At 59.0% G+C, this 17,853-nt stretch carries 13 protein-coding genes; 10 read left to right on the forward strand and 3 right to left on the reverse strand.

What is annotated here, in order from left to right; all coding sequences use genetic code 11:
* Positions 1 to 17: 17 nt before the first annotated feature.
* Positions 18 to 965: an aromatic alcohol reductase gene (locus VG566_RS04935; protein WP_053442702.1), complete on the forward strand. Its 948-nt coding sequence runs from the start codon at positions 18 to 20 to the stop codon at positions 963 to 965.
* Between the two features lie 778 nt (positions 966 to 1,743).
* On the opposite strand, the gene VG566_RS04940 is transcribed toward VG566_RS04935, so the two are convergent.
* Positions 1,744 to 2,046: a winged helix-turn-helix transcriptional regulator gene (locus VG566_RS04940; RefSeq protein ID WP_196769496.1), complete on the reverse strand. Its 303-nt coding sequence runs from the start codon at positions 2,044 to 2,046 to the stop codon at positions 1,744 to 1,746.
* Between the two features lie 228 nt (positions 2,047 to 2,274).
* Between VG566_RS04940 and VG566_RS04945 the strand changes: the two genes are divergently transcribed.
* The 4 genes from VG566_RS04945 to VG566_RS04960 all read left to right on the forward strand — a co-directional run bounded on the left by VG566_RS04945 (position 2,275) and on the right by VG566_RS04960 (position 8,047).
* Positions 2,275 to 4,413 (forward strand): methyl-accepting chemotaxis protein, encoded by a 2,139-nt coding sequence (locus tag VG566_RS04945; protein ID WP_274600463.1) that lies wholly within the window; start codon positions 2,275 to 2,277, stop codon positions 4,411 to 4,413.
* A gap of 55 nt (positions 4,414 to 4,468) precedes the next feature.
* Positions 4,469 to 6,046: an EAL domain-containing protein gene (locus VG566_RS04950; protein ID WP_423172606.1), complete on the forward strand. Its 1,578-nt coding sequence runs from the start codon at positions 4,469 to 4,471 to the stop codon at positions 6,044 to 6,046.
* 80 nt (positions 6,047 to 6,126) lie between these two features.
* The gene (locus VG566_RS04955; protein ID WP_099596490.1) at positions 6,127 to 6,897 is read left to right on the forward strand and encodes a GntR family transcriptional regulator; all 771 of its coding nucleotides are present in this window, start codon (positions 6,127 to 6,129) and stop codon (positions 6,895 to 6,897) included.
* A gap of 421 nt (positions 6,898 to 7,318) precedes the next feature.
* Complete coding sequence (locus VG566_RS04960; RefSeq protein ID WP_099596491.1) at positions 7,319 to 8,047, forward strand: response regulator transcription factor; 729 nt, start codon at positions 7,319 to 7,321, stop codon at positions 8,045 to 8,047.
* 297 nt (positions 8,048 to 8,344) lie between these two features.
* Here the strand turns inward: VG566_RS04960 and VG566_RS04965 are convergent, their stop codons facing one another.
* Together VG566_RS04965 and VG566_RS04970 are read right to left on the reverse strand one after the other, a co-directional pair.
* Entirely contained in the window at positions 8,345 to 8,713 is a 369-nt protein-coding gene (locus VG566_RS04965; protein ID WP_019659229.1) for an H-NS family nucleoid-associated regulatory protein, read from the reverse strand.
* Positions 8,714 to 8,832: 119 nt separating this feature from the next.
* Positions 8,833 to 10,230: a site-specific integrase gene (locus VG566_RS04970; protein WP_019659228.1), complete on the reverse strand. Its 1,398-nt coding sequence runs from the start codon at positions 10,228 to 10,230 to the stop codon at positions 8,833 to 8,835.
* Between the two features lie 357 nt (positions 10,231 to 10,587).
* Between VG566_RS04970 and VG566_RS04975 the strand changes: the two genes are divergently transcribed.
* The 5 genes from VG566_RS04975 to VG566_RS04995 all read left to right on the forward strand — a co-directional run bounded on the left by VG566_RS04975 (position 10,588) and on the right by VG566_RS04995 (position 17,753).
* Positions 10,588 to 10,953: a DUF6624 domain-containing protein gene (locus VG566_RS04975; protein WP_019659227.1), complete on the forward strand. Its 366-nt coding sequence runs from the start codon at positions 10,588 to 10,590 to the stop codon at positions 10,951 to 10,953.
* Between the two features lie 420 nt (positions 10,954 to 11,373).
* Positions 11,374 to 11,694 (forward strand): type II toxin-antitoxin system RelE/ParE family toxin, encoded by a 321-nt coding sequence (locus VG566_RS04980; protein ID WP_143568718.1) that lies wholly within the window; start codon positions 11,374 to 11,376, stop codon positions 11,692 to 11,694.
* 556 nt (positions 11,695 to 12,250) lie between these two features.
* Positions 12,251 to 15,133 carry a M16 family metallopeptidase gene (locus VG566_RS04985; protein WP_109337153.1) on the forward strand — a complete coding sequence of 961 codons (2,883 nt, stop codon included), beginning with the start codon at positions 12,251 to 12,253 and terminating at the stop codon, positions 15,131 to 15,133.
* Positions 15,134 to 15,303: 170 nt separating this feature from the next.
* On the forward strand, positions 15,304 to 16,947 hold the full coding sequence (locus tag VG566_RS04990; RefSeq protein WP_053442705.1) for a DUF6119 family protein: 1,644 nt from the start codon (positions 15,304 to 15,306) through the stop codon (positions 16,945 to 16,947).
* A 65-nt stretch (positions 16,948 to 17,012) separates the two neighbouring features.
* Entirely contained in the window at positions 17,013 to 17,753 is a 741-nt protein-coding gene (locus VG566_RS04995; RefSeq protein WP_109337154.1) for a uracil-DNA glycosylase family protein, read from the forward strand.
* The last annotated feature ends 100 nt before the right edge of the window (positions 17,754 to 17,853 follow it).

Consider the following 17,853-nt stretch of genomic DNA (forward strand, 5'->3'; position numbering starts at 1 on the left):
CTGAAGTGAGTGCAGTGATGAATAATGTGAATTATGACGTTAAGTCGAGAAATATTCTTGTATTGGGAGCGGGTGAGCTCGGTATGCCGGTGCTGCGCAGTCTGGCGCGTCGTGCGAAGGAAGTTGATGGAGCAAAAATAAGTGTCCTGCTTCGCGAAAGTGCCGTCAAATCGGGCAATCCGTCCAAGCAGAAGGATATTTCAGATATTCGTAATGCGGGTATCGAAATTGTGCTGGGGGATTTGGTGGATGACTCGATCGATGAGTTGGCTTCTCTCTTCTCCCGCTACGATACTGTGATCGGCTGTGCTGGCTACGCTGCGGGCATCAACACGCCTATGAAGCTTGCCAAGGCCGCGCTCCAGTCTGGCATTCCGCGCTACTTCCCATGGCAGTTCGGGGTGGACTTCGAGGCGATCGGTCGTGGTGGTCCGCAGGATATCTTCGATGCGCAGCTGGACGTTCGCGAGTTGCTGCGGTCGCAAGACAGGACCGATTGGGTCATCATCTCGACAGGTATGTTCATGAGCTACTTGTTTGAGCCCGAGTTTGGCGTGGTTGATCTCGAGAACAGTGAGGTCCACGCGCTGGGTAGTCTTGATAATGCTGTTACGCTAACAACACCCGATGATATTGGCCGCCTAACTGCGGAGATCGTGTTCTTTGATCCAACGATTCGTAATGAGATTGTCTTCTTGGCTGGCGACACCGTCACCTATGGTGAAGTTGCGGATAAATTGGAGGCTGGTCTTGGTCGATCCTTCAAGCGTTCCGTCTGGACGGTGCCTTTCCTCTTGGAAGAGCTGAAGAACGATCCCAAGAACATGATGCGCAAATACCGGGCTGCATTCGCCATCGGCCGCGGCATGTCTTGGTCGAAGGCCGGGACATTTAATGAGCGCGAAGGCATTCCGGTCACGGACGTGTCAGCGCTGATCGCCGCTGAGCTGGGAGGTGTTAAATAGCTTGCCTGGGCTAGTCGTCGTCCTCGCTGGGCAACTGGCGGTAGAGAGGTAGTCCTTGCTAGATCTGCGGCGAGTTACTTGAGGTGCTGATCGCAGCGTCTGTTTAGTAATGCCAAGTGGTTCCACAGATTAGGTGGGAGTCATGTGTGTCCCTGAGGTCCGCTACTTGCGCTGATTCAGGAGCCGCTCAGCGCCGGATAGCCCACCTGCGATGAGCGAGCGATGCCGCTTGGCGGTTGATTTTGATAGGCGGTCGGCCTGAAGTTCACTTCATGTTGCCTCCAACACCGAGGTATCACGCCAACGCGGCCGCCCTCCCGGGCGGACCGCGGCTTTGATGACACCAGGAGAGAGCTTGTGCGTACCGAGCTCCAGTTGGAGACGGAGCTAGATTCTCCGCCACGGGCATCGAGGAGGCCGTCAAGTAGCTGGGAGTGCCGAAGGGCTCGTTCTGCTACTACTTCGACAGCAAGGAAGCCTACGACCTTGTCCATCTGAGCGATCAGCCCAAGGGGGCTAGACTGCCCCAGCGGCACTCAAAGGCGCTCTGGTCGAGCCAGGCATCCATGAACTCTCCAGCAAGCACGCTCAGTCAATAGTTGAGCCCAGAGAGATCGCTCTGTTCAAACCTCTTCGCGTGACAGCTTGCTGGCGAACGGCTCTCGTACGAATCGAAGGCTGTTGAGGATTCTCTCCAATCCAAGTCCAAAGAGGAAATAATTGAGCCAAGATTTCGTCTCTCGGGTCAGCAAGTGCATATTCGACTCGGGGTGCCAGCTCATCTAAGTAGTGACGCACTTACCAGCCCATCGCGCTCCAAATGGCGAAACCTACGGGTCAGCATGCGTTGTGTAATCCCGTGCATCCGACGTCCGATCTCTGCAGGACGAAGCCAACCATTGAAGCCGAGTTGGTTATGCGTGTGTATCCCTGCCTCCGTCCGGGAATATCCATTCAATGGGAGATGGTCAGGGGCAATGTGGACCTCTCCCCTGACAGGAGGCGCCGCCTGCCTCGAGGGGGGCATGTCCTTGCCTTCGCTGGCAACTATGGACAAGTCATGGACAAACGAAAGATACATGTTCCTGCTGATTTCGATGGCGCGCAGCTGTAAACGGGCAGGACCGACTCTTTGGATACGCAGCGCCTGTCAAGAAAGGTGGTGAACGTCGCGCAATGTCGCTTATATGGTGGTCATTGCGAAAAGTCCAGGTGGGGTGCTACTCCGCTGTGGGAGGGCTAAGGTTGTGCCGGATGGGGCCGATCACTGGCCCGCTGACGTTGTCGGCCAGGAGCCAACTCCTCCCCCATGAAAGGTGTGAATGTGAAGAATTTCTTGATGCGGTTCAGGGTCGGTACCCGCTTGAGTGCCGCCTTCGCTATCTTGATCGCGGTTGCGATGTCCATCGTTGCGTCCGGTCTTTGGACGCTGTCCCGTGCTGAGCGAAGCATGGACTCGATAGTCAAAGAGAGCATGGAGCGCATTCGACTCTCCAAATCCATGGCAAGCGCGAACATGCAGATCAGTATCTCGTTGCGTGAACTGATCATGCTGCAGGACAAGGATGTCCAGGCATCCTTGATGCGAAAGATCGCCGAGCAGCGGAAGGTGTACGACGAGGCTCGTGATGCCCTCTACGCAACCCCTGCCGACGAGGAAGGGAAGAGGATTCGTGCCGTCATCACCGAAAAGCGACTCGCAGCGCGTCGGGTCAATGACTCAGTTGTCGAGGCGGCCTCGCAGGGTGACGTAGTTCAGGCTACTAAGCTTCTCGCAGAAGGAGATGTGCTCCTCAATGAGTGGCAAGCTGCCATCTTTGCCAACGCGGAGCTTCAGGAGCGCTTGGCGGACGCAAGCTATCGTGAGGCACAAGCCGCGAGCGCCAGCGGTCGCACGATGCTTATCACAGCCGGGCTTCTCGCGATCGTGCTCAGCATCGCGTTGGCAATTGCGATCACGCGCAGTTTGACCGTTCCTTTGGAGCAAGCCACAAGAACTGCCAATGCCATTGCATTGGGGGGCATCGAGAACTTAATCAAGGTGGAGGGACGAGACGAGACAGCAGCACTGTTGAGAAGCATGAGCGCGATGCAGGATCGCATCAAGGCTCTCATCGCTGATCAGGAGGAAATGGCCTCTGCTCAGGCCGAAGGGCGGACGTCCCATCGTATTGATAGCTCCCGTCATCCGGGTGCCTTTGGCCAGCTCGCAATTGACACCAACGCCATGGTTGAGCGCTCCAACATGCTGATCGAACAGATCGTCGACATCGCTCAGCATTACGCGATAGGGGACATGAGCGTACGGATGGAGGCTCTGCCCGGAGATCAGACCGCTATCACAGAAGCTATGGAGACCACACGAAGCAATTTGTTGGCGATCAACGAGGAGATTCGTCGTCTTGTTCAAGCCGCGGCATTGGGGGACTTTTCACAACGCGGAACTTCAGATGGCTTTAGTCACAGCTTCCGAGAGATGATCGATAACCTTAACCAGATGTTCGACGTCAGCGACCGAAGCCTTTCGAGTATCGCGAGTCTGCTGGGGGCGGTGGCTCAAGGCGATCTGACCTACCGTGTAGCCGGCCAGTTCAGTGGCGTTTTCGCCAAAATGCGTGATGCCGCGAACTCCTCCTCGGAGCAGCTTGGCAGCATCGTACGAGGCATCCAGGACGGAGCCGGAGTCATTCGGGTGTCCGCCGCGGAAGTGAGCAAGGGAAGCTCGGACCTGTCACGTCGCACGGAGCAGCAGGCGGCGAACCTGGAGGAGACGGCTGCGTCGATGGAGGAGTTGACTTCCACGGTGCGCCAGAACGCGGATCATGCCTTGCAGGCTAGCAAACTCGCTTCGGACGCTGGTGAACTTGCCCTTCAGGGGGGCCGCGCCGTTGATCGGGCAATGGAAAGGATGGAAAAGGTTGAGGGGTCGTCTCAGCGCATCGCAGACATCACCACGGTGATCGATGGGATTGCCTTCCAAACCAACATACTAGCGCTGAACGCGGCCGTGGAGGCTGCTAGGGCAGGGGACCAAGGTCGGGGGTTTGCAGTGGTTGCAAGCGAGGTCCGGACGCTGGCCCAGCGCAGCGCTGAGGCAGCGAAGGAGATCAAGCAACTCATTGATCGCTCGGTCCAGGATGTGGTCGACAGCTCGAACGAGGTCCGGCAGACGGGGGCCACCATCCATCAGGTCGTTGAGAGCGTCCAGCGCGTACGCGACATGATCACGGAGATATCCGCAGCCTCCCAAGAACAGACTGCGGGCATTGAACAGGTTAACCAGGCGGTGATGCAGATGGACGAGGTGACACAGCAGAATGCTGCATTGGTGGAAGAGGCCTCAGCAGCAGCCGGTGCCGTCGAAGACCAGGCCGATGGGCTTGCTCAGGCAGTCGCATTCTTTAAGGTAAATACTGAGTTCCGCCCCCGTTTGGTTCACGCCAGTTGAGTCCGATCCCGCCGGATAGCAATCTGTCCGGCGGGTCCTAACCCCGGAGTCAGGAATGCGCAAGTCATCCGCTAAGCGGCGATCTTTGCGATGGGCACTTCTCCGTTCAGCGCCTTTTCTTCTGGGGATAGCCGTGGTCGCGAGCACTCTGGCGGCGGCCCAGTTGGCAGTCACGCAGCGGGCTAAAGTTGAACTTGCCGACTATACGGTCGTTCTCTTGGAACACGCTCAAGATGTTGCCCGTGCCGGCGTTGATGGGTTGAACAAGGCGCTGTTGATAGATGCCGCGCCCTGTGGAGATGAGGACTTAGCCGAGCTGCGTCTCATAGCGTTTCACTCCCGCTACATTAAGGATGTTGGGAGATTGAGCAACGGGCGATTGATATGTACAGCAATATGGGGGCGCCTTCCTACGCCTGTAAAGCTTGTCGCTCCGAATCGCCTCGTTCGAGGCTATTCGTTCTGGCGGAGCGTGGCCGCCCCTGGCGATGGGCGCATCAAAGTGGACCTCGCGTCGTACGGAAACGCCATTGTGACCACGGCTCCAACGGCGTTTGAGCGAGTGGCAGTGCCCATGGAGGGGGGCGGAGCGTTGGTGGTCACGCGAGACGGCAGACACCGGTTTCAATCCTTTGGCGCAGTGCAGGAAATGTCGCTGGGCACGAACGGGGCGTTGACTCCATCTGCCGGGCACGTCGCCACACGCGCCTGCAGCAGTGAGTTCGATATCTGCGTCGTTGCCCAAGCCGCATCCGGCAGCCTATGGAACGAACCTTCTTGGACAGTTACGTCCATCCTTGCGCTGGCTCTGGCTGGAGGAGCAGGGTCAGGGGCTCTACTGAAGGTCTTCCAAGGGCGGCGGGAAGCTCTGGACCTAATGCTGACTCGCGCAATCAGGCACGGAGACATCGACTTGGTCTACCAACCACTGCGACGCTTGTCTGACCGTCAGATGATCGGTGTCGAGGTCTTGGCTCGTTGGCGGACACTGACTGGATCCGATGTTTCGCCCGACACCTTCGTACCCATGGCGGAACACCTGAAACTCGGCACTGAGCTGGCGAAGGTGGTGGTCGCGAAAAGCCTAGATGAGATTGGATGGCGCCTACGATGTGGGGACGGCTTCTACGCAAGCATCAACCTGTCTGCCCAGGACATTCTGAGCATCGGACTAAGACAGTTTCTGCTTGCGCAGACAAAGATTTATGGAGTTTCGGCATCCGCCATAGTCCTAGAGCTGACAGAGCGATCCACTGCCTCTCAGCAGCTGCTGATAGAGGCGCTGCGCGAGCTGAAGCAGGCGGGCTTCAGGGTGTACCTGGACGATTTTGGAACTGGCTACTCGAACTTCGCCTATCTGGCTGACCTTCCTCTCGCAGGGCTGAAGATGGACCGCCGGCTCACCAGAGCTGCAGGCACTCATTCTCCGGCGAGCCATGCCGTTGAAGCCATCTGCGCAATGGCTAAGGCGCTGAAGCTGCCGCTTGTAGCCGAAGGCGTTGAAACCGAGCAGCAGGCGATTGCAATGTGCCGGCTCGTTCCCGACGCCGTTGGTCAAGGCTGGCTCTTAGGAAAGCCATGCAAGGCCGGCGCATTGCCCGCAGGTGAGAAGTTTGAAGGGCGACATCTGTGAAAGTTGGGCCCAGGACAACACAGAGCGGCGCTCCTCAGAAGGCCAGCGCGCAATGGAAAGGAAAGAGTAACGAAGTGACAATGTCCGATCGACGCCAGCCCTACAAAGGCCAACCGAAGCCTCTCTATCATGCGCTCGCGCAGTCAATCACCATTGACATTGAGCGCGGGGCTCATCCAGTGGGGAGTACTTTGCCGTCCGAGAAGAATCTCATGTCAGTTCACGGCGTGAGCCGCCAAACCGTGCGCCGGGCGTTGGCATTGCTCAGGTTCCAAGGCTTGATCGCGTCTCGCCCAGGGGTTGGCTCGATGGTGCTTCCGGCGCCACAGGAGGTGGAGGCATTTCCCCCGATCATTTCTGTAGATGGCCTTCGCGAGCTTCTCCGAAGGACAGAGCTTCACCACGTATCTTTGGGCTTGATCACCGTCAATGAGCGCCTCTCGGACGTTCTGGAGTGCCGGCGTGGTATCCAGTTGTCTGAGGCTTGTTTTCTAAGAAGGCGGTCAGCTGCTTCACTGCCGGCGGGCGTTGTGCGAGTTTACCTCCATCCGGAGTATGCGGCGGCCCAGATCACCTCGCGGATAGCACGTGGGCCGATCTATCAGAATCTGGAGCGGATGTACGGCATAGCCGTGACGGAAGTTCGGCAGGACATGACGGCTACGGTTCTCGACAAGGAGACCGCCGATCTGCTTCAAGTGGCGCCAGGTGATCCCGCACTTCAAGTTGTTCGCTTCTACTACTCCACAGCCGGCAACCCTGTCGAAGTGGCTGTCAGTCACTACCCAAGCTCACGCTTTCGACAGAGCATTAGGTATCCGCTGCCCTCGGCAAGTTGGGAGGCAGGGTGAATCATGTTTGGCGTTTCGCTGCGGCCGCGGGGCGCGAGAGCGGCTCGGCCTGGAGGTCCATCCTAAGCCGCTGTCGCGATCCCTGACTACTTCGTCTGATGTCGATGAGCCGGCTCAAATCCTTCTCTCGCTGGCATCTGTCCGCGGATCCTCACGAGGGCGCGGTGGTGCCTGCAAGTACTGCTCTTTTCGGTCTGACGGCAGGGCAATTTGCGGCTTCATCCATAAGTGGATGGCGCTGCTTCGAGCAACTCGCAAAGGTGGGGGAAAATTCTCCATGCGACGTCTGGAGCACTCCCTGCATGTGCGGACATGCGGCGCAGGCTGACCGTCGTCATCGGCCAGTTGGCGACGCCCCGGCGTGGTGATAAGAAGGGCTCGCCGCCTCGACGGCTCTTGGACAAACATCAATAGTTGATCAATGACTCTTTCGAACTCTGTGTACTCGGTGTCGTCTCCTTATGGCGTGAGAAGGGTGCTGTTGGTTGAGGCTGACACTGAAAGCGCCGGCATACTTGAGGCTCAACTTCGAAAGGAGGGGTTCCTCGTAGCGGTTGCTGATGACGCAGAACATGCCTTGGACTTGTTCGCCCACTGGCGCCCTCACATAGTGCTTCTAGAGACGACGTCTTCCAGGATGGCTGCTGCCGACTTGCTCGCTATGATCCGCGGGAGGGCGAGCACACCTGTGATCATGATTTCTGCGATCGACGATGAGCGGGATAGGCTCGGTGCGCTTCATTGCGGCGCAGATGATTACATCGTCAAGCCATACAGTCCGCGGGAAGTCGTCGCTCGAGTTCATGTGGTGTTGCGTCGAGTTTCGCTTGGATGGGAGGGGGATAGCGTCCTCCAGCAGGGAAGGCTCATTGTAGATGGAGTGGCGGTGAGGGTGCTGGTGGAATCAGAGGCGTCTGGACCGCCGGCTGTCGTCGACTTGACCCCGGCCGAGTTCAACATCGTTTATGCGCTACTGCGGACCCCTTCTAAAGCATTCACGCGTGGAGAGTTGCTACAAGGGGGCGCTACCGTTGATTCGTCGAGTCGGGTTGTCGACACGCATGTCCACAACATTAGGAGGAAGCTTGAGCATCATGGCATCACCGGAGTGCTGGTGACGGTTAGAGGTGTGGGATACCGCTTCAAATGATGGCCGAACAGTCGCATGGCTAGTAGAGGTTCTTGTAGATATGAGTTCGCCTCTGAACGAGTGGGCCGGTCGTTGGCCTAAGCAATGCATGATGCTCAGCATGTTGCGCCAATGCCTCTTGGCCAGGCGGTCGGTTAGCCTGAGTGAAGAAGGTCCAGCGAAGACTTTGGAGCTGCTGTGCTAGAGGTGGATTCGCAATGACGCGAATCCACGGAATTTCGATTTCTGGCGAGGGCCACAAGATGGTGGTTGGTAAGCGTTACAGCGTGAAGTCACGTGGAATCATGACGTGCGGACTCATTTGATCAAGAAGTCGCTCGGCGACTTCCCGTTCTGAACCAAAGCAGCGAGCCACTTCGGTTGGCGCCCACGGCCGGACCAAGTCTCACCAGGGTTGGCCGGATTGCGGTACTTAGGGGCGACCTTGCTGCCGGCCGTCTTCTTCGGATTCCGGACTACTCGCTTGCCGGCCTTTTCCGTGGATGGACTTGAAAGCGCCCCATAGAGCTCCTCAATCGTGTAACCGTGGTCTTTAACATACTTGTTGATCTTGGCTCGCATGGCGGCAGCCTTGGGGCGAGTCAGTACTCTGGTTTGCTGTTTCTCTGCTTGAGCGATCAGCGTCTTGAGTTCTTTTGCCGAGAGGTGGCTGACATCGATTGTCATCTGTTCTATCCGAGGTGCAGAAGGGATAGCGTAGTTCGAAATCCGCCTCGATGCGAATGACGACAGCCTATGGCAACGGCACCGCGTCATTCCGCAGCGGCTTGGCCATTGGCAATAGCTTACGGGTAGAACTTTCCCGGGTCGCTCAGCTGTTTCGCGAACTGCCCCCTCTGGTAGGGCGGCAGCTCCACCGGCGGCGCGTAGCGGCTCAGAAGGTCGATTTGCTTCCTTCGGGCGAGTTCCGGCTTCTTATGGAAGTAGGCCTCATGCAGCACCGGCACTCTCTTGCTGATGCTGTGGCCCGTCAGCAAGGCAATGTCCTCGTCGGGAATTCCCTTGTGATGGAGCTCCGTGGCGATGGTGTGCCGAAAGGCGTGCAGCCCAATCCCCTTCCCGAAACCCAAGCTCTTCAGGTAGGTGCTGAACTGGTTGAGCGCCGCTTGGCTGTAGCGCTGGTTCGACTCACCCGTTTTGCGGTTCACGCCGGCGGTCAGGTGGGGGAACAATCGAGGATGGCCACACGCGCGGATATCCTCCACGAAGTCCAGAAAGCCCGCATCAAGCACTTGGGGAGGGATGGGGAGGGTTCGAATGGCAGACTTTCCTTTCAGGCGCTGACGGCTTCGGTTGCGGGTCTTGTGCGCCAAGTCGGGATCGACGGTCTTCTGGATCCGTATGCACCAGACGCCAGCCTCTTGCACTACGTCCGCTAGTTTCAGCTGAGCGATTTCGTTGATGCGCGCCCCTGTGCACAGGCCAAGGATTGGAAGCCACCAGCGGTGGGGGTACTTGCTAGCCCATGGGACATATGTCTCCAGGTCGAAGATGCGCTTGAGTTCTGCATCGTCAAAAAGGCGCTCGGGCTTGTTCGGATCCACGACCAAGTCTTTCTTGATTTCGTCGAAGGCGACCATCGGCGAGGCACCAATGGCCTTGGATTTCTCTAGCTTTTTGAAGAAGGTCGATAGGAAGCGCCGGTGTTTCTCGAGCGTGGCGGGGGCGGGCGGAGCAACGTTGAGTTGCTTTCCACGCGCGACCGCCTGGTCGTAGGTAAACCTTCGGTACTCGGGGTCGGACAGCAGACGGTCTGGGGCCCAGCGAATGAGGTCCCACAGCTTGTAGATGTGAGCGTGGTCGATGCGGGTGACTGGTATGTCCCCGCAGGTCATTAGAAGCAGCCGTAGGGTGCGAGAGGTCGCCTCGACGGTCTCTCTGGCCAGGCAGCTGTAGTCGCCGCGATTGCGGATGTAGTCGTCAATTTCTACGGAGAGCGAGCGCCCGGGTGTGCCCGCCGGCAGCGGCTCGGGATACCGGGTGCCGTTCTTCGTTGAGCGTGCGCGGCGGGTGCGCTCATAGGCGGCATTGAGAATCTCTTGGGCCTGGATCGCGGCCTCTCGGCTGGTGACGACCAGCTTTCCGATCCGAAACCTGCCGATGCGGATGTCGGACATCTCCAGCGAGCCGTTGGGGTCGTCCAGGTAGATTTGGAGGGGGCTTGGTGGGGGAGTCAACGGCATTGCGGGCTTCCATCGTTTCGATGGAGGTACAGATAAACCAGCTTCAGCAATCGTCAATGGAAATGGGTCGTTCGCGTACCGACCGTAGGCATCTATTGTGAGCGCCCATTACTGCTTCTTCAGGAAAAGAAAATTACGCAGGAACTGGATGAATTTAATGTATTAAAATCAAAGACTTGACTGGATAAAAATTATGTCGAATCGCAGTCATTACGGTACTGTTTAATTTCTACAAGCTAACAACTCCCTCTGAGATGCTAGTTTAGTTCTGTACGGCTGCTAAACGGTGCGGCCAGTTGATGGCTGAGAGATCACTTGGGAGGTGGAGCTGTGGCGCAACGACTCGGTCCATTGTTAGTGATCGCGATCCTCTTCGCGCCGCTGGGAGTCAGCGGTGGGACGCCCACTGACCCCGAGCTGCGCGGTGAGCTCCTGCGGATGAAGAATGCCGATCAGGCGGTGCGGGACCTCCCGCTGACCACCGAGGGCGAGGAGAGGGTGCTCAGTGCCGTCGATGCGGTGCACACCGCTCGGCTGAAGGCGATCGTTGCGGCCCATGGCTGGCCGACCGTGGCGCAGGTGGGCCAGGACGGGGCGGACGCGGCTTGGTTGCTTGCCCAGCATGCCGACAAGGACCCGGCGTTCCAGCGCTCTGTTGCGGAAGCCATGGAGCCCTTGGTAGCCACGGGGCGGGTCAGAGCGTTCAGTTACGTCTATCTGTGATGCATACACGATCCTGGGCGGCACCATTGGATGTTGGCTCCACGATGCGCGAGTGGCATACCTGACAATGCTGCCAGTTCCATCGCCCGCATGATCTCTTATCGGTTCCGATAGCGGCCAGATAGAACTAATGGGCAAGTTGACCCGTGTTTGTGGTCTGATAGCCTAGAGTCGCAATGCGTGCTTGAACAAGGAACTCATTTTTGGAGGGCGTGATATGAAAGAAAGTGATCAGGATTGGCTGGCGCGGGTTGCTGAAGTGCGGGAACGACTACGTGATGGAACGGAGCCTGTGATCCTATTGGAAGAGTATGAAGAGCTCCGGGCTGCGAGGAAGAAGAAGCGAGAGCTGGGAAGGCAGATTGGTGCCCCCCCGAAGCCCCTCTATTAGGTGGCCTAAATCCTTCTGGCTTTAACTGAATGATTCATGATTTCGCCTATGGAGTGGGTGTGAAAATTTATCAGGTCAGGATTACTGCGAGTGCCCAGGGGCAGCTGGATGCATGGGAGTTTGAGCATTCCCAAAAATTTGATTGGTCCGCAGCTGACGCTTACATCGATGATTTCGTCGAGGATGCTCGCACGCTATCGGACAACCCCCTGCGTGGGACGCTTGTGACGGTTGGGGGAAATGTTTTTCGACAAATTACTGGTTCGAGGACTCTGTGCCGCATCTCATATGATGTGGATGAAGATTGTGCGTATGTGGATGTTCTTGATTTTCGCCGTGCCAGTAAGTAGAAAGTATCAGTCAGTTTGAGGGTCTATTGCTGGAGTGATCTTAAGGCTGGCATTTGTCTCGTACGGATCGCCGTAGTTCCAGTCCCGGCATGTACGGATTGGTCTGATTCCTGCTTGCCCACCATTCGGTGCGAATCCATCCTTCCAGTGTTCCCTGACAGAAGCAGCGACCCCCTTAATGACCTCGAGGCAGAATGCCGCGTCAAATTGGGTCTGAGATTCAATAGCATGCACAATTCTCCAGCGCTATGGAACGCAGGGGCGTTGTGCAGACCCGGGGCGTTGGGAACCGCGCGCGGTTGAAGCCCCTGGGACGCTTGACGAGCGTCGCGCTCGAATGGGCCTGGCGCCCATGGCGGAGTATCAAGCGATGGTCTCCAGGCATTGCGAGCAGTTTGGGCGTTAAGATCGGATCAGCAGCTGCGGCGCTGCACGGGAACAGGCTGGGGTGAGGCCGGTTCTCCGGCATGGGGAGTTGAGAGCCCCGAGCAGTTCCGGTGCCCCGTCGCGGTGTTGCAGGGCGTGCGGGTCGGCAACTACGTAGCGAGGGAGATGCATGGGGGCTTTCGTGGGTCGCGCGAAGAGGTGGCTTGGGACGGCGCTCGCACTTGGCGCTTTCAGCCTGCCCGTGGGGGCGAGCAACCCGGAAGCGGCGTCGCACGCCTCGGCTGCAGCTCCGCAAGCGGTGGACATCCCCTTCGAGCGCTTCACGCTGCCCAATGGGCTGCGTGTCATTGTGCACACCGACCGGAAGGCGCCCATCGTGGCGGTCCACCTGTGGTATCAGGTGGGCTCCGGAGATGAGCCTGCCGGCCGCACCGGTTTTGCGCACCTCTTCGAGCATTTGATGTTCCGCGGCACCGAGCATTACCGCGACGCCTACTACGGGCCGCTGCAACGCGTCGGCGCCACCGACGTCAATGCCACGGTTACGCCGGAGCGCACCAACTACATGCAGGTGGTTCCATCCACGGCGCTGGACCTGGCGCTCTGGATGGAGTCCGATCGCATGGGTCATCTGCTGGGTGCCATCGATCAGAAGGCGCTGGATACCGAACGGGGCATTGTAGAGAACGAGAAGCTGCAGCGGCGTGGCGTGCCTTACGGACTCGTATGGGAGCAGCTCTCCCGGTCAAGCTACCCGCCGGGGCACCCGTACCATCATTCGACCTTCGGATCCGCACGCGATCTGCAGGCGGCCACGCTTGCCGACGTCCAGGATTGGTTCCGGACCTGGTACGGCCCAAACAACGCGGTGCTGGTGCTGTCAGGCGATGTTGGCGTTGAAGAGGCCAGGAAGAAGGTTGAGTCCTACTTCGGGCACATCCCATCTGCGCCCGACGTAGCCAGGTCTTCCGTGGACGTCGCCAACCGGGCTTCCACCACCCGGGAAACCTTGTCCGATCAGGTCCCTCAAGCGCGTGTTCACCGGACATGGAACATCGCAGCTCGTGGGACGCCGGACTTTGATCAGCTGCGGGTGTTGGCTTACATCCTGGGAGGAGGCAATGCCTCCCGGCTGGGCAAGCGCCTGGTGCACTCCGATCAACTTGCCACTGACGTGACGGCAGAGGCAGGGGGGCAGCTCGGATCTCGACTCATGATCGTCGCCAACGTGCGCGATGGTGTCGACCCGTCGGCCGTGGAAACCGCCATCGAGGTGGAGCTTCAGCGTCTGCTGAAGGATGGTCCCACCCTCGATGAGGTGCAACGTGCGCGGGCCGCGATGCGGGCCGAGTTCGTGAAGAGCATCGAGCGTAACGGTGGGATGGACGGCAAGGCAGAAGTGCTCGCCGCCTGTGAGGCATTTGAAGGCGATGCAGGCTGTTACCGGAGGTCCGCCGACGTGGTGGCATCGGCCACGCCCGACCAGCTGGTCCGCGTCGCTCGCCGCTGGCTGGGGCAGGGGGATCACATCCTGACGGTCATTCCGGGCGCCCGCGCTGCGTTCGCTGAGGAGGCCGAGCCGGCTGACGCGGTGTCCCACGCGCAAAGCCCAGGCAAAACCCATCGCGCTGCGGCACCGGGCGTGGATCGCAGCGCAGGGCCACCGTTTCCTGAAAGCTATCCGGAGTTGAGATTCCCTGCGATCGAGCGGGCGGCGCTGTCGAACGGCACCCACGTGATCCTGGCTCGACGGGAGGACGTCCCGCTTGTTCGCATGTCGTATCAATTCCCGGTGGATCCCGCGGCAACTGCGGGTCTGGCAGACATGGCGTTCAGCATGCTGGCGGAGGGGGCAGGGGATTACGATGCCTTGACGTTCGCGGCGCGCGCTGAATCGCTGGGGGCGGAGCTGGGTTCAAGTGTCGACGTGGGCAGCGGCGCGGTGACCCTGGTCGGTCTCAGAGACACGCTTGACGATTCGGTTGCGCTGTACGCGGACATGCTGCGCCGACCGCGCTTTGAGCCGGCAGCGATGGATCGCATGCGTGCCGCCAAGGTGGGGGCGCTTCGGGAGGAGGCGGCTAACCCACAGCGCTTGGCCACGAGCCTGTTTCCTGCGCTGCTGTACGGGCTCGATCATCCGTACGCCCAGGCCTTCAATGCACCGGGCACAGTGGCCTCCGTTGAGGCTTTGCGCCGCGATGACCTGGTGGAGTTCCACCGTGCCTGGATCCGGCCGGAGCGGGGCACGCTTGTCGTGGTCGGGGATACGACGCTCCACGAACTGATCCCGGTCCTTGAGAGGCATCTGGGCGACTGGCGCGGGTCGGGTGGGATCCCTGAGGTGCGCATCGACGACCGCCTGCCCGCGCAGGCGAGGCCACGGGTGTATCTGGTCGACAGCCCTGGCGCCCTGCAGGCTACCCTGGTGGCCGGGCAACTGGTCGCGCCGAGTTCAGACCCCCGGACGTTGGCCTTCGAGGTCGCCAATTCCGTCCTGGGAGGATCGCCAAGCGCGCGCCTCAACATGAATCTGCGAGAGGCCAAGGGCTGGTCCTACGGCGTGATCTCCAGTGCTGCCAATGCCCCGATAGCGCGACCCTGGCGAGTGGTGGCGCCGGTGCAGTCCGACCGCGTGGCGGAGGCCATGGCGGAGATTCACCGCGAGATTGCGGAGTACGCGTCCGGACCGGCGCCTGCCAGGCAGGACGAGGTTGCACGCTTCCGGGAGAGCCAGGTGCGGCGTCTGGCGGGTGGTTTCGAGACGCGGGAGGCCGTCGCGTCGGAGATCGCAGACATCGTGCGGTTCGACCGGCCAGAGGATTGGACCACACAGCGCAGCAGCGCCCTCCGACAACTCGATCTCAACGAGGTCCGGGCCGCTGCCGCCGCGCTGGACGCCAGCAAGTTGACTTGGGTCGTGGTGGGTGACTTGTCCCGTGTCGAGGCACCCGTGCGTGCCATGGGGCTGGGCGAGGTGATCGTGATTGATTCGCAAGGCGCGCCGCTGCAACCCGGGAAAGCCCGGTCGGGCGGGAGTGGAGTGAACTAGGCTCGGCAATCGGGTCTAGATTGCTTTCAAAGACCTCAGGTAAGAAGATTTGTGTGCAATGCGTCTTAGGCGTTCCGGCAGGCGAATGGGCAGCTCTGAGGAATCAGTGGCATAGGACGCCCGGCCGGGGTGGTAGCACCACAGTTGAATTGTTTGTCCAAGGGAGGGGTATGAACAATTACTCGGTCTACTTGCTGCGTGAGGACATCAAGACGGACTACGACGCGATCGCCGTCCAAGTTGCTGGCATTCCCGTAGTCGATGGTGCGTCGCACTACGGGACACTGTTCGTGAAGCCGACGGCACCACGGGAGCCGAAGTGGTCTCCCTTGTTTACGCCCTTTGTGGATAAGAAAAAGCTTGGAAATGTCCAGTCCTCCGCAGCCGTCCTCATCGTTCCTGTGGACAAGCGCCTTTTCGCCGTTACGTTTGGCCAAGGAAGGCATCTACTAAAGCCCGAGGCTTTTGAGGAGCGGTTTGGGCTGCTCGTAACACTGAACTCCGTGCGGCAGGATGCTCTACGTAGTGTGGATAAGCGCGCCTTCGTGGATGACCAGAACAGCCGTGTGCAAACCAGTCAGGCATCTGCTGCCTTGGAATTCGGCATCGATATCGAGCGCGACCTTATTCGGGGCATCGTTGGCTATCCCGATGCGCCTGAGATGGGGCGCCGGTTGTCCGGATCGGATGCCCTCAACTTCACCAGCAAAGCGGATATACCGGAGCTGAGAAGGCAGCTGCGCCGCTATCTTCGGGCCTACTCTTCCACCGATTACAAGGAGAAGTTTCCTTGGGTTGATCAGGTTCGCCAGCTAAGGCCCAAGGGTCAACGTGCAGTCGAGCTAGATGCCCTGATGGTGGAGAAGCTAAAGATCGCTTGGAAGCAAGGTGGGCGGGTAGAGGGTTGTTGGCTTGCTATTCCGGATGTGGTGGACTGGGCCCGCATCGCAGGCTTCAAGTTCACCCGCAAGAAGAACGAAGGCATGTCTTCGGATCTCCACCTGCCTGGCCTCGTACAAGCATATCCGGATGCAGAGCCGAACATTGAGTTCTTGCGATCCCGGCAGGCATTCGCAGTGGATGAGGAGCAGTGGACCATAGAGGACTGGCAAGTCTACCGCTGCATCCACTGTGAGCTGGAGGATGGTGGGAAATCTTACGTGCTCTCCGCAGGGAACTGGTTTGAGGTCCATGATGATTTTGCCGCAAGCATCGAAGAATTCTATGCGAACATCGCCAAGTTCCCTTTAGAGCTACCGATCTACAACCACGACGATGAGGCGGCTTACAACCAGGCCCTTGTGGACGAGAGCAATGGGGCGTGGTGTTTGATGGATCGCAAGCTTCTCAACGTGGGCGGTGTGCACGACAAAGTTGAGTTCTGCGATGTCTATGGGGCTAAGACTCTCTTGCACATAAAGCACTACGGCAGTTCCAGCGTGCTCGGTCACCTGTTCAATCAGGGATTGGTGTCAGCCGAGCTGCTTAAGTCAGACAAGAGCTTCGTGCAACTCGCCAACGAGAAGATCGATCCGGCTCATGCGCTTGATCTTCCCGTTGACGTCCCGCGTGATGTCAAGGATTACAAGGTGGTGTTCGGTGTGATAAGCCAGTCTGAAGCGCCAGGACTACATCTGCCATTTTTCGCCAAGGTTGTGCTCAAGTCTGTATGCGCGCGCATCCTCGAGCGTGGCTTTGGAGAGGTCATGCTTGCCAAGATCTCTGTCGATCAAGACAAAGTTAAGGTGAAGAAACTGCCGCCAGGTAAGAAGCCAGCGAAGCGCGGGCAAAGGATGGCACGGGGCGGCCACTGAGTCGTTTCAGCTGACAGTGTTGTCCTGTTCGGGTCTATTCGGAGTGCATTGTTGGAGGAGTGAGTATGACCAAGGGAAATCAAGCTGTGCGGAAGTCTGCCATCCCACCTGAAACGGATCTGGAGGGCCATCCATGGCCCAATGAAGTTCGTTTCACCCCGTATTGGGGTGACCTCTACTGGGGCGGGACGGAGGGGCGGCGGGTGCTCTTGCTTGGCGAGTCGCACTATCGGAGGGAGGGGACGAGCGATTCGCTAGAAGTGACCCGTCCTTTCACTCAAGACCATTTCCGAGAGATGGCCTTGCCGGTCCGGAACGGCCGTGACGGACCCTTCTTCAAGGCGCTCGATCTGATCCTCACCGGGCGGCAGGACTACCAACTCCAAGACGCCGCCGAGGCTTGGAGACGCGTGGCATTCCTGAACCTATCGCAGGCGTTCGCAGGTTCCCAAGCAAATCACCGGCCGCGAAATCAGGCGCTGCGCGACGGCGGGCACGTGTTGGTTCGAGACATCCTGCCGCTGCTTCGGCCGGATGTGGTGCTGGTGCTTGGCCGCACCGCTTGGCGGCTCTTTAGTCACGGCAAGGTGTCGCCGGACTTAGAGCCCTTCATCGCCCGACTGGTCAACCGAGGGGAGGGCGAGCGTAAGCGGCGTTACATCGAATCCCGAGAAGTCTGGTCCTTGGACTACGCGGGAGGATCCGCCCTGATGACGTGGGTCTACCATCCATCGTGGAACGTAGATACGTGGCAGGATCGGGCTGCTGCGCTCCGTCATCTCTTGAAGGTGACCTTTCGGAGTTGAGGGAGGCCGTAAGTTTTCAGTATCAAGCGCGAAGAAGCATTTGGTGCTTTCTGGTGGTGCTATGTGGCTGAATGTATTGGGAAAATATTCTGATGGCGCA

The organism is Stenotrophomonas sp. CASM114, assembly GCF_049384325.1.
Classification (GTDB): Bacteria; Pseudomonadota; Gammaproteobacteria; order Xanthomonadales; family Xanthomonadaceae; genus Stenotrophomonas; species Stenotrophomonas muris.

Coding starts and splice junctions, on each gene's coding strand:
- VG566_RS04935 (WP_053442702.1), top strand. CDS start 18: ATGAATAATGTGAATTATGACGTTAAGTCGAGAAATATTCTTGTATTG.
- VG566_RS04940 (WP_196769496.1), bottom strand. CDS start 2,046: ATGTATCTTTCGTTTGTCCATGACTTGTCCATAGTTGCCAGCGAAGGC.
- VG566_RS04945 (WP_274600463.1), top strand. CDS start 2,275: ATGAAAGGTGTGAATGTGAAGAATTTCTTGATGCGGTTCAGGGTCGGT.
- VG566_RS04950 (WP_423172606.1), top strand. CDS start 4,469: ATGCGCAAGTCATCCGCTAAGCGGCGATCTTTGCGATGGGCACTTCTC.
- VG566_RS04955 (WP_099596490.1), top strand. CDS start 6,127: ATGTCCGATCGACGCCAGCCCTACAAAGGCCAACCGAAGCCTCTCTAT.
- VG566_RS04960 (WP_099596491.1), top strand. CDS start 7,319: ATGACTCTTTCGAACTCTGTGTACTCGGTGTCGTCTCCTTATGGCGTG.
- VG566_RS04965 (WP_019659229.1), bottom strand. CDS start 8,713: ATGACAATCGATGTCAGCCACCTCTCGGCAAAAGAACTCAAGACGCTG.
- VG566_RS04970 (WP_019659228.1), bottom strand. CDS start 10,230: ATGCCGTTGACTCCCCCACCAAGCCCCCTCCAAATCTACCTGGACGAC.
- VG566_RS04980 (WP_143568718.1), top strand. CDS start 11,374: ATGATTCATGATTTCGCCTATGGAGTGGGTGTGAAAATTTATCAGGTC.
- VG566_RS04985 (WP_109337153.1), top strand. CDS start 12,251: ATGGGGGCTTTCGTGGGTCGCGCGAAGAGGTGGCTTGGGACGGCGCTC.
- VG566_RS04990 (WP_053442705.1), top strand. CDS start 15,304: ATGAACAATTACTCGGTCTACTTGCTGCGTGAGGACATCAAGACGGAC.
- VG566_RS04995 (WP_109337154.1), top strand. CDS start 17,013: ATGACCAAGGGAAATCAAGCTGTGCGGAAGTCTGCCATCCCACCTGAA.